Source organism: Archangium lipolyticum (genome assembly GCF_024623785.1).
Lineage (GTDB): Bacteria > Myxococcota > Myxococcia > Myxococcales > Myxococcaceae > Archangium > Archangium lipolyticum.
This window is the reverse complement of the sequence record NZ_JANKBZ010000068.1, coordinates 1-11,047: the sequence shown is the minus strand read 5'-3', so window position 1 is coordinate 11,047 and position 11,047 is coordinate 1. Positions and strand designations below refer to the sequence as shown.

The following is an 11,047-nucleotide window of genomic DNA, read 5'->3' as shown; positions in this document are numbered from 1 at the left end:
GGTTCGATGAGCGGCGTGGAGGAAACGGACCGTGGGTGAGACTCGGCGAGAAGGCGAGCGAGAGCGGACCTTCGCAGCAGGCGCCGACGAGCCCGAGCGGCACCGCGCCTCCCGTCGACTCTACCCCGCCAGCGGGGAAAGGGGAGGAACACGAGGGCACGGGGTGGGACGAGACGGGATGACGAACCCGAGGAGAATCAAGGCGATAGCGGGTAACAGCGCGTCCTGCTTAGGGTTTTCTATCGCCTTCACGGGTTCGATTCCCGTTTCCAATAGATATTACCCGCCGCTTTGAGTCGAGCCCACTCCTAATAAAGAGGCTCGGCTCGCATCAGAGGACCAAATCTTGACTCAAGTCAAGTCTCAGTGATAGTTGAAGGTCAGCTTTCCTTTGATTGGATCGCATTGGCTACAAAATCCACCTACAGGCGGAGAATTGTGAAAGATCTAAAGATTAAAATTGAGAACGTAAAGAACATCAAGCGTGCAGAACTTGAGCTTCCGCTCGAAAAAAGCCTGACGCTCATCGTCGGTAGCAACGGAAGCGGAAAGAGCACGATATTGCTGGCACTTTCGCAAGCCATCAGAAGTTCACTACAGTCGCTCAACGCCGATGATTATGACGCCACCTCGAAAGTGGAAATCAGTCTCGACGGGAAAAACGATGTGTGGAGTGGCGCGAATAACTGGCGCCTGGATACGAAAAATGTCTCCCTCAATGGAATGTATGAAGGAAGTCTTTTTTATGGCACACGCTTTAACGACTCACGCACGGTAGATAGTCATTTGCGCGCAGGAAGAATACAGGCCGATGAGATTGTTGATGCGGACAACTACATCAAAGAGAAGCTTAGTTATATTCTCACGGGATCGGCAGGCAAATACGCGGGACTCAAGAGAATTAGAAATCGATCAATTTCGATAAAGCTTGGGCTCGCCAGCACGCCCTACTTTAACTCCATCAACGGAAAAATAATAAGCCAATATCGCATGAGTTCAGGGGAGTGCCTGCTCGTATCGCTACTTCACTTTGTGTACAACGCAATCGTCCGTCGCTCTCTCCCACAGGATCAGCCAATCTTGATTCTCATTGATGAAATTGAGTTGGCTTTGCACCCAATTGCCGTCAGTCGATTCATTGACCTAATGAATGAGCTGGTCCAGGGTTCGAAGAACCTGATGGTAATACTGACATCTCATTCGCCAGAGGTGATTCGAAAGATTCAGCCAAAAAACATCTACAAAATCGAGAACGTAGCAGGGGTGATCGATGTAGTTAATCCCGGCTTCCCGAGCTATGTAATTCGCGACGTGTACCGACACGATGGCTTCGACTTCCTTCTTTTGGTTGAAGACGTTCTAGCGAAGGTTCTTGTCGAAAAGGTACTTGAAACCAAAGGTCTGAACTCAAGCAAACTAGTGCATGTCGTTCCTGTAGGCGGCTGGAAGAATGTTCTTACGCTCCAGCGTGATCTGCTTAGAGGAAATGTGTTGGGTCTCGGTCGCGAGATCGTTAGCATACTGGATGGTGACGTGGCGACCGAGGCCAACGCCACCAAAGAATTCACTGACCTACGGAAGCTCTTCCTGCCCATTAAAAGCGTGGAAAAGCTGCTTTATTCAATCGTGGTAGAGGGCTCGAATCCAGCGCTAAAGAGAACCATTAATGACAAGTACTTCCAGTTGGATTCGCTGGATACATTGGCTGCCGAGCACTATGCAAAATATTCAGGAAAAACAGACCAGCCTGACAAGAAGTTCTATTTCCGACTGCGAAAGAATTTGGAGTCGCGCGGCATCGATGAGTTGATGTTTGTTCAAAAAATATCCGACGACATCATGCGAGCCTTCTCGTTTGACAAGTTTACTGAGGGTTTGGAGAAGATCTTGAACAGGTAGGCGGCTTTTTCAGCAGTACCCTGCGACAAAGCATGGAGCCCCTTTCGACCCGGAGCGGATGTCCAGGGCAAAAGCCTGATCAGGAATGCCGCACAAGTCCGTGTACCAGCGCAGCGCGCGGCCTCGCTGACGGGGCCGTAGGAAGCGATCAGGAGACTCCCTGACTTCAGGCGGGCCTTGTGCCGCTCCGCAGTGGCGTTGGGCCGTCCCATGAACGTGTCGAGCAGGCGTTCCTTCATCCCCACCTCATCCCAGACAGAGGTGCGCTCAAGCCCGATGCAATCTTGCGGTTGAGCACTTCTGTCATTGTCCGCAGTGTCGAAGGTCGTGCGGTCGCGGAAGTTTCCGATGTCCTGCATGAACTGGACGATGGATTGAGAAAGCTGTTCTTCCAGGTTCCTCCACCCGATGAATTTCCACCCTCTTCCTCCCCTATGGCTGGCAGCAACCTTGAAGATCGTGCTGCACGTATGTCGCAGGAGCGTGCGGAACGGGATGGGACGGGACGGGACGGGATGGCACGGGACGCGGCGGGATATCGACTCCCAATCATTCCGGGCGGTTACGCGGTAAGGGCGCGATTCTGCTGGGAGTTTCGCACCGCCCGGCGCGGGTTCGATTCCCGCCGCCTCCACTGGATGTTGCAAGGCCCCGGCCCCGGAGAGGAAGCCGCATTATTGCCCCACTCGCGGCGTCCTCTCCTTCATCCGCTCCTTCCTGGCCGCTGCCTGCACGTCGCTTCACCGCTCAATTCATCTGGAAGACCTGAATGCGATCGCTCGGGCGAGAGCTCCGATTCCCATGGATTCATGAATCACCAAGGGCTTCGTCCCATCCAATGAACCCCTCGGTCCAGTGGTCCTTGTTGAGCTCGTACCGAGAGATGTGAAACCCCTCCGGGTGATCTCGGAAGCCTGGCTGTTGGCTCAGACGGGAAACAGCCGCCTGTGCATCTGCCTCGGTCACGTACACGCCAATGAGCTTGACATCCTCCTCTCCGTTTGGCGCTGCATGCACATGCTGAAGGACATACACGTGTGTCATGGGACGCCCTCATGGGTTCTCGAATGCGCGGTCTCCCCATTTCTGTATCTTGTTGAATTCACTCCCAGGCCCCTTGTCGTAGTTCCCTTCCCCATACTTCTTGTCCAACAACCTCTTGGCGAAGTCCTTGCCACTCTCATTGACCTTGGGCCGTTCACCTTTCGCCCAGCTTGGCACATCCTTGGCGCCCTCTTTCCCGCTGGCGCCAGACTTGGGCGTCTTGTATTGCTCTTGTGTCTGTGGCTTCTGGTTCTCTGGCTTCGAGCCACCACTGGGCCCCTTGCCCGTCATGGCCACCGCCGTGGGAGCCAGGGTAATGGTGATGGTGCCCTCGGCGGAAACTGCCACCGTGCTCACCTGTCCTATCTCCGAAAGTGTGAGGCGCAGTTGTGAGGCTCCTAGTGCCGCCGCCTCTGAGAAGCTGGGCAGCATCGCCAGCCTTGAGGCCAGCCATGCCGCGCCCCCGGTCATTCCGTGGCTTACCACCACTGTCACCGCGAGGACGAAGACGCGGGCCACCTCCGGCCCAACCAGGTTCGCGAAGCGCTTGCTGGCGCGCTCCAACTCCTCCCAGGTCGTGGCCCGGTCGGTGGCCCACTTCAACTCCCGGCTCGCATCCACCAACTCCAGGAACGTCTCTACTCCCAGGTAGATCAACAGGGCTGCTGAAACGATCGCCGCCGCCTTGGTGAACACGGGCTCGGGGTTGGCCGCCAAGACGGCCCAGGAGATGAGCCCCGTGGCAATCACCGTGAAGAAGAGCTGGGGGGCCAGCGTCTTCTCCACCGCCTTGGAGATGCTCTCCTTGAGGGGATCGATCGACAGGCCCAGGGCCACCCCCAGTTTGTCCCACTGGCGCAAGCCCATTACGTCGTCGAGCAGCGAGAGGCAGGTTTCCCTGCGCTGGCCCGGCTCGCAAATGCCGCCGAAGCTCTTGCGCATCAGGCTCTGCCAGCGGGTGTCTGGGTCGTTGGTGGGGTAGGAGGCGCGCACCCACCCGCCTTGCTGGGGTGGGCGAAGAGTGAGGGGAACCTCCAGCACCAGTTGCGTCAGCGCTTCCTCGAACGCTTCCTCGTCCACCTTCACGGCTTTGTTCGAGAGAGGCCGGTGCTCCAGAAGCTCCCCCTGACCCGTGTCGAGGCGCACTACTCGCTGGGATGCACACGCATTGAGCAGCGCCAACAGCACGACCGCAGCGGTCAGACGAGATGCCATGAGACGCCCTCCAGAGCGAGGAGGGGTCCAGTCTACGGGAACGTCACACCAGCGACGATGACGCTCCGGGTCCCCTCCGCATCCCACAACTTGAGCGTGAAGCTGCCCCGGGTCTCTGCCTCCGTTGCGTCCGCCTTGATCACTACGCGCGTGTCCTCCGCGTCGAAGCTGAAGGGCTTGCGCTGCCAGGGGGGTTCACGCGCAGCGTGCGACGACCTGGCTCCACCAGCTCCGCTCTCACCGCTCGCCAGGGCTGCATTCCCTCGACGGGATCCTGCCACAGCACGACAGCCACCGTGCGGGTGGAGGGGATAGCTGCGGGCCTGATGCACGTTGACACGGTTTCCGGGGGTGCTGCCCGATGGAGCATAGGAAGGATGGAAGGCCTGTGGAGGGGTGGCGGGCTGGAGCGGAGGGGCCGAGGAGGGCTGCTGACGGGGCCGCCCGAGCAGTGCTCCAGGCCAGTGCGCAAGCCGCGCAGCCTATTAGGGTACACGTCGGCCCTGGCCGCACTAGTAGGCCACGGCATCGGAGCGAGAAGCTAGAGCAAGAGGTGGAGTCCTCGCCATTTGTCGCCCGGCGAAGGGTCCAAGGGGACCAAAAAAGGACCGAGCCGAACGGACGCGCATGGACTCGCCCGGACAGATGGGCGCCCTATTTTCAGAGGGAAAACGGGGGGATGCCTCTGATCCCGAGGGAGATCGGCTCCGCCCTTAGCGGCTTCGATTCCCGCCGCTTCCAATAGAGGTTGCCCGCGCCCGCCACATGCGCAACCTGTGCCCGGCCTCATCTCCCGTAGATGAACAACCAGTCCCCAGCGGGGAAGGCTGCCGGATCACCCATCACAGGCACCTGCGTCGCGGCTGTAGCTGTAGAGGAACATTCGGCTCAACTCCGGCCTGGTGACAACCGCCGGGTCCCCCACCATGGGCACCTCGGGGACGGAGAAGACCTCCCAGCCGGACTGCATCACTCGAGCCGAGGTGGGACACGACCAGGGGTAGAGCAGCGAGACCGCCGCGATGTCTCCAGTGCTCAGCTCCGTGCGCAGACCGATGACCGCGTCCGGCTGGAGAACCTCGATGGTCGGCAGGTCGTTGCGTGTTGAAGTTGTGCTCATTGCGTATTCCGGCCAACCCGAGCACTCGTTCCAGCAGGGTCGAGCACCGCTGGCTGCGGCTCCCTCCCATCCCACTCCTTTGGCCCCACCGAGGTTCCTGGAAGGCCGCTCCCACCAGTCGTGGAGCGGACTTACAGGGACCGAGCGATGAACCCACCTGGCCCCGTGCTGGTGCTCGACCGCCCCGGAATCGGTGCTCGATTGACTTCGGAATCGGTGCTCGACCTGGCCCGGTGCACGCCCCCCCCATGGCCGCTCAAGGAGGGACAACTCGTCCGCATGCGTGACCTCAGCACGGCGTGCCACCTGGTGACAGGATTCACCACGTGGGGCTGCTGTCACCAGGGCCCTTCCCCGGGAGGAGCGGGGCGCCACCGGGACTGGAGTCATCAGGGGCCCGGGCTGCCCCGAGGGAGCCAGGGTTGGCATGGCTCCTGCTGTAGGGAGACACCAACAACGAGGCACTCCACCTCCTCAATCCTCCCTGAAAGGAATCCGCCATGTACGTCGCGAACCTTCGCCAGACCCCGAGCTTCCAGACCCTGGACACCCTGCGCGCCCGCATCGGCGTCGTTGACCGGACGGCCATGGAGCAGGGAGGTCTCCAGGGCCTCTTCGGCAAGCACGGCGGGCCGCAGAAGGCCGGGGCCGTCTCGCCGTCTCCGTTCTCGGAGAGCAGCTTCTCGCCGTCCTCGGGCAAGGCGCCCGTGGAGCTCAACCCGGGCGCGAGCGGCCCTTCGGCCCTGGGCCAGCACAAGAAAGACATCGAGTCCGTGGCGCTCGCCGCGCGGATCTGGCGGTTTGACGCGGCATTCTAGGCGCCACCTCGACCAACGGCGGCAACGGCCTGACGGACACGGGGCTGATGCAGATGAACCCCAACACCTTCAAGGCACTGCAGGCGAAGTACCCGGAGCTGCAGGGCAAGAACCTGGCGGATCCGGAGACGAACATCCTGGCCGGCGCCTACTACATGAAGGACATGAAGGCGCAGTTCGGCAGCTGGGACCTGGCGCTGCGGGCGTACAACTCCGGCCCCAATGGCGTGGATCGCAGCAACCCGAACGCCATCCCCGCGGGCACCGGTGACGCCACCTACGTGCAGAAGGCGTATAGGCGGGAGAGAAGCCATGTCGAGGGTGAGAACAGACGCCGAGCCGGGCCCAGCAACTGCGGCAGGCACGTGAGTCCCGGCCACTCGGCGCTCCTCGCCACCAGGCCCTCCTTCACGCCATGGGCCAGCACGTAGCGCAACCGGCCTATGAGCGCCTCGTCGTCCAGTACCGGCTCGGCTGAATAGCGCCTCTCCCAGAAGCCACCACTCCAGTCCACCAGGAGCCGAGGTCATCGAGCCCGGAAGCACGAACGCGAGGTGCTCGAGGAGGGAGTGGCGGGGGTGGAGCTGAGACTGGCAGGGTTGCTCCTGGCCGTTCCCCTTACGTGCACTGGATGCGAAGGCCCACCTCGTTGATGTGGACCCGGCACATGAAGAGATAGAGGGTCCCGACGTCCCCCCATTCGGCGTCCACCACGGGACTGGGGGACAGTTGCACCAGCAACTCCATCCCCTGGCCACACGTCCCGCAGTCCGGGGTTTCATCCGGGCCGTTGACCCAATGGGGGTAGCCGCCCAACGCCAGGCCTCGGTTGCGCGTGTGCGGATGGCTCAGGTCCTCCGCCCGTTGCAACTCCCCCGCGACACGCTCGACGACGTCCCAATTGGCCCAAGCCTGGCGGGAGCCGCTGGTGCCCGGCACCGCCGCCCAGAGTTCAGGGCAGTGCCGCTCGAAGCCCACCGCATCCGCTAACGAGAGGCCCAACCGGGCACGGACAAAATGCTGGGTGAAGGAGGCTGCCCGCGAGCGGAGCACGATTGCGTCCTGCTCCGCCGCGAGCGGGTAGGCGCGTACACACCAGGACCGGGCTGCTCCCTGCTCCTTGCCCCAGGGGTGGCACTCCCAACAGTAGAAGAAGGTGATGAATGCCACCTCTGGCCGGGGCTGGTGGAGCGCGTCATGGAAGTAGTCCACCTGGCACACGAAGCGCAGGGCCCCGCGGCAGCGGCCGCAACAGGGCCATCTTTCGCCCCGGAGTGCGGTCGGCCTGCCGCCGAATTGCGTGCGGAACTTCCTCTCCGGCTTCTGCGCGCGGGCTGCCGGCAACAAGAGCGTGCGCTGGCGCAGCAGGGGCGTGAGCCAACGCACCACATCGGCTCTGTCGAGGGTAGGCTGCATGCCTCGCCATGGTGCCTACAGCACCTCGGTTCTGACAAGGCTCCGGCGGTCACTGCGGAGGGAGGGGCGGCACGCGCCCACTCCTCCTGCATGACGACGAGGGAGAGGGCAGGAGCACAGGAGCCGAGGAGGGCCGCTGACGGGGCCGCCCGAGCAGTACGCCAGGCGGGTGGACAAGCCGCGCAGCCCCTTGGGATACACGTCGGCCCAGGTCGCCTTCCCATGAGGTGCGCGGCAGCGGCCTGGCTCTCTTGGCTGGGGCGGCTCGAGCCTCAACACCACGCTGAGCAACTCCGCCCAATTCACTCGCGGCGTCCTCTCCTTCATCCGCTCCTTCCTGGCCGCTACCTCAAGCCTCGCGCTCGCCTCCTCCGCACCTGCTTGAGGGAACCCGCTTTCGTGGCCTTCAAAGCGTGGACGAGATTCGACGCCGAATCACCGAGGGTTCAAATCGATTGGTCGATGCACTCCATCGGATGTACCAGCTTCGGGAAAGAGGGGACCTTGACGGCGCACGCCAACAAATGCGGGACGTGCTCGCCATGGAGGTTGTGCCGCTGTACCGGGAGGTTGCCGAGGGCGAACTCGACAAGCTGAACAAGCTCTCATAGGGAGTGGCGGATGGTCGTCGAGCCCCTCGCTCGTTCCTGTCAGGAAATGACCCGCCCCCGTGGACGTAGTAGGGAGGGGGGATCATTGACCTCGGAAGGTAAGCGCGCATGGATTGGAAGGTGTTGTTCGTCGCCGGAGCGGTGGGTCTCGTAGGGTGCAGGACGCCAGCCAGTTCTGGGAGGGTCGAGGACTCGGGAGTGACCACCCTGGCGCTCGTTGGGGGCACGGTCTACCCGTCCCCGGAGGCAACTCCCATCCCGGAGGGGGTCGTGCTGATCTCCTCGGGGCGGATCTCCGCGGCGGGGCCTCGGTCGGAGGTGGAGATTCCAGCGGGGGCGACTGTCCTCGACACCTCGGGCCAGACACTGTTGGCCGGGTTCTGGAACAGCCATGTCCACTTCACCGAGCCGTGGGGGCAAGAGGCGGCGACCCAACCCGCGCCCGTGCTCGAGCAGCACCTGCGGGACATGCTGCTGCGCCACGGCTTTGTCCATGTCGTGGATACGGGCTCGTTCCCGGAGGCCACGCTGGCGCTGCGGCGGCGTATCGAGGCTGGCGAGCTGGCCGGCCCCAGCATCATCACCGCGGGTGTCCCGCTGGCCCCCGTGGAGGGCACACCTCGGTACGTTCCGGTGAAGCTGCCGGAGCTCCGGACGCCGGAGCAGGCCAGGGCGATCGTGAAGGAGCAGCTCGCGGGCGGCACGGATGCCATCAAGCTCTTCACCGCCTCCCTCACGGCACATAAACCCTATCCGGTGATGCCGCTTGCCATTGTCCAGGCGGTGACCGAGGAAGCGCATGCGCACGGCAAGCCCGTCTTCGCGCACCCGACGAACGTGGCGGGACTGAGCGCGGCCGTGGAGGGAGGCGTGGATGTGGTGGTGCATACGGCGCCGATGGCCGGCCCACTGCCGGACTCCCTCCACGAGGCCATGGTGCGCCGGAAGGTGGCGCTCGTGCCGACACTCTCCCTGTTCGAGTGGGAGCTGAAGCGAGCCAACGAGGAGCCCGCCGTGCTCGAGCGCTTCAACCAGGCGGGGGCCGAACAGGTCCGCCACCACGCCCGGCTCGGAGGCCGCATCCTCTTCGGCACGGACGTGGGCTACATGACCGACGACAATCCACTGCGCGAGTACGCACTACTGAGGGAGGCGGGGCTCAACCTGCACGACATCCTGGCGAGCCTGACGACGAACCCCGCGACGCAGTTCGGTCAGGATACGCGGACAGGCCGGCTCGTGCCGGGACTCGATGCGGATGTGGTGGTCATCGACGGAGACCCATCCCGAGGCATCGAGGCGCTCGCTAACGTGCGCCTGGTGTTGAGGCAGGGGAAGATCGTCTACCGGGCGTCTCCAATGCCGAACTCCCTGGCCAGACCGAGCGCTCCGTGAGGCGTCAGGCGCAGCGTACGCCCCCGGGGTATCTTCTTGAGCCAGCCCAGTTCCAGCAGACGCGAGGTCAATGCCTCCCCGACAAACCCCCCAGGTGTGAGCGCTCCTCGGTCCAATCCGGGGCAGATCCTCGCGCGACGAAAGGCCCGGCGTACCGGTCAGCTCGCGAAGATCGGCCCCGCTGAGATCGAAGACTTCAATGCGCTTATGCGCAAAAAGAGGTCGGCAGTTCGCGCCCGGAAGGAAGCTGCCACGCTTGCAGCGGCACGCTACACTGACGCAACACGGATGGGGGAAGCTGCTAACCACCCGTGATCGCGCCGTAAAAATGTGGAGGCGGCGGGAATCGAAGCCGCTAAGGGTCGATTCGCCCTCACTCGGGACCGGAGGCACATCCCCCGTTTTCCCTCTGAAAATGGGGCGCCTATCTGTCCGGACGAGTCCATGCGCGTCCGTTCGTTTTGGTCCTTTTTTGGTCCCCTTGGACCCCTCGCCGGGCGATAAGCGGCGCGCATTCCGCCCCTTGGGCAAACCTCTGGAGCCGATGACTTGGCCTAATAATGCTGCGCCCCGGTGGCATCGATCGCCCCGAGCCGCGCCTGCCGCGCCCTGGGACCACCACCACCCCGAGCACCGTTGACCCGAGTACCGGCCTCGCCTGCCGCACTCTGATGGCCACCACCGGCCCATGCTTCGGGCATCTCTTTACGCGGGGCCCGAGTGGAACACGGCAGGCTACGAGAGCAACGACAGATTCTGCGAAAATCGCCTCAACAAGCGTGTTTCAGCCGCGAGCCTGCCCCCAAGCGCAAGCGGCAGCCCGCCCAACAAGATAACCGGGCGGGCAGAGAAGGAAGCAATCCTCAAGATGTTACGGCAGCCTCGATGAATTGTCGTTTATCGAACATTGCCAAGAGCATCTGTCCAACTGTTGATTATGTTGCTGACAGTAAATATCCATTCACGCTTGGTACTTGACGCGGCGTTGACTGCTACCCTTTAAATGCGCACGTCGAAGGGGTCTTGAGGGAGGCAAGACCCCTTCTAAATCCCCTACTTCCATCTCAGATAAACGCACTTCTAAGGGAGTGCATATGTGGCGACCTCAATCCGCAAGGGGATGCTGACATTGGTTACGTCACGAAAGAAGAGGGAAAGGAGAGAACCGATGCCCGAGCGCAAAGACCCATCGGATCAGCAGGGTCCGACGGAGCCTAAAACTCAGCCTGTCGTCCCTGAAACTGTTCCGCAGAAGGAAGCAGGTGAAGCCGACAAAACCAAGAGCGAAGCAACAGCAGCACCAACTGACAAGCAGCGTTTGGAGGATAAAATGAACGTGGAAAGCCCCGCGATGCACCACCCGTCGCTCGCCCCGGCGATGCACCACCCGTCGCTCGCCCCGGCGATGCACCACCCGTCGCTCGCCCCGGCGATGCACCACCCGTCGCTCGCCCCGGCGATGCACCACCCGTCGCTCGCCCCGGCGATGCACCACCCGTCGCTCGCCCCGGCGATGCACCACCCGTCGC

At 62.5% G+C, this 11,047-nt stretch carries 10 protein-coding genes and 1 pseudogene; 6 read left to right on the top strand and 5 right to left on the bottom strand.

The window, feature by feature from the left end; genetic code table 11:
* Positions 1-438: 438 nt before the first annotated feature.
* Entirely contained in the window at positions 439-1,899 is a 1,461-nt protein-coding gene (locus tag NR810_RS51735; protein WP_257463575.1) for an ATP-dependent nuclease, read from the top strand.
* Here the strand turns inward: NR810_RS51735 and NR810_RS51730 are convergent.
* From NR810_RS51730 to NR810_RS51715, 4 genes are all read right to left on the bottom strand, one after another.
* Positions 1,818-2,258, bottom strand: coding sequence for a hypothetical protein (locus NR810_RS51730; RefSeq protein WP_257463574.1), 441 nt, complete (start codon positions 2,256-2,258; stop codon positions 1,818-1,820). The two genes, NR810_RS51735 and NR810_RS51730, sit on opposite strands and share 82 nt — an antisense overlap.
* Positions 2,259-2,706: 448 nt before the next feature.
* Entirely contained in the window at positions 2,707-2,943 is a 237-nt protein-coding gene (locus tag NR810_RS51725) for a DUF7336 domain-containing protein (RefSeq protein WP_257463573.1), read from the bottom strand.
* Positions 2,944-2,952: 9 nt separating this feature from the next.
* Positions 2,953-4,158 (bottom strand): SitA5 family polymorphic toxin, encoded by a 1,206-nt coding sequence (gene sitA5, locus NR810_RS51720; RefSeq protein WP_257463572.1) that lies wholly within the window; start codon positions 4,156-4,158, stop codon positions 2,953-2,955.
* 835 nt (positions 4,159-4,993) lie between these two features.
* Positions 4,994-5,278 (bottom strand): M12A family metallopeptidase, encoded by a 285-nt coding sequence (locus NR810_RS51715; protein ID WP_257463571.1) that lies wholly within the window; start codon positions 5,276-5,278, stop codon positions 4,994-4,996.
* Between the two features lie 500 nt (positions 5,279-5,778).
* On the opposite strand from NR810_RS51715, the gene NR810_RS51710 reads away from it, so the two are divergent.
* Positions 5,779-6,096 carry a hypothetical protein gene (locus NR810_RS51710; RefSeq protein ID WP_257463570.1) on the top strand — a complete coding sequence of 106 codons (318 nt, stop codon included), beginning with the start codon at positions 5,779-5,781 and terminating at the stop codon, positions 6,094-6,096.
* Positions 6,097-6,143: 47 nt separating this feature from the next.
* Complete coding sequence (locus NR810_RS51705) at positions 6,144-6,527, top strand: transglycosylase SLT domain-containing protein (RefSeq protein WP_257463569.1); 384 nt, start codon at positions 6,144-6,146, stop codon at positions 6,525-6,527.
* 187 nt (positions 6,528-6,714) lie between these two features.
* On the opposite strand, the gene NR810_RS51700 is transcribed toward NR810_RS51705, so the two are convergent.
* Positions 6,715-7,512: a DUF1963 domain-containing protein gene (locus NR810_RS51700; protein ID WP_257463568.1), complete on the bottom strand. Its 798-nt coding sequence runs from the start codon at positions 7,510-7,512 to the stop codon at positions 6,715-6,717.
* A gap of 419 nt (positions 7,513-7,931) precedes the next feature.
* Here NR810_RS51700 and NR810_RS51695 point away from each other — a divergent pair.
* The 3 genes and pseudogenes from NR810_RS51695 to NR810_RS51685 all read left to right on the top strand — a co-directional run.
* A pseudogene (locus NR810_RS51695) lies at positions 7,932-8,123 on the top strand (DUF2379 family protein); the annotation flags it as partial.
* Between the two features lie 270 nt (positions 8,124-8,393).
* A complete protein-coding gene (locus NR810_RS51690; protein WP_257463567.1) occupies positions 8,394-9,518 on the top strand; it encodes an amidohydrolase family protein in 1,125 nt (374 codons plus the stop codon).
* 1,330 nt (positions 9,519-10,848) lie between these two features.
* Positions 10,849-11,047 (top strand): hypothetical protein (locus tag NR810_RS51685; protein WP_306819242.1); only part of this gene is annotated, 199 nt, incomplete at its 3' end.

What these genes read in the sequence shown, in the direction of transcription:
- NR810_RS51730 (WP_257463574.1), bottom strand. Translation starts at nt 2,258, where the DNA reads ATGCAGGACATCGGAAACTTCCGCGACCGCACGACCTTCGACACTGCG.
- NR810_RS51725 (WP_257463573.1), bottom strand. Translation starts at nt 2,943, where the DNA reads ATGACACACGTGTATGTCCTTCAGCATGTGCATGCAGCGCCAAACGGA.
- sitA5 (WP_257463572.1), bottom strand. Translation starts at nt 4,158, where the DNA reads ATGGCATCTCGTCTGACCGCTGCGGTCGTGCTGTTGGCGCTGCTCAAT.
- NR810_RS51715 (WP_257463571.1), bottom strand. Translation starts at nt 5,278, where the DNA reads ATGAGCACAACTTCAACACGCAACGACCTGCCGACCATCGAGGTTCTC.
- NR810_RS51710 (WP_257463570.1), top strand. Translation starts at nt 5,779, where the DNA reads ATGTACGTCGCGAACCTTCGCCAGACCCCGAGCTTCCAGACCCTGGAC.
- NR810_RS51705 (WP_257463569.1), top strand. Translation starts at nt 6,144, where the DNA reads ATGCAGATGAACCCCAACACCTTCAAGGCACTGCAGGCGAAGTACCCG.
- NR810_RS51700 (WP_257463568.1), bottom strand. Translation starts at nt 7,512, where the DNA reads ATGCAGCCTACCCTCGACAGAGCCGATGTGGTGCGTTGGCTCACGCCC.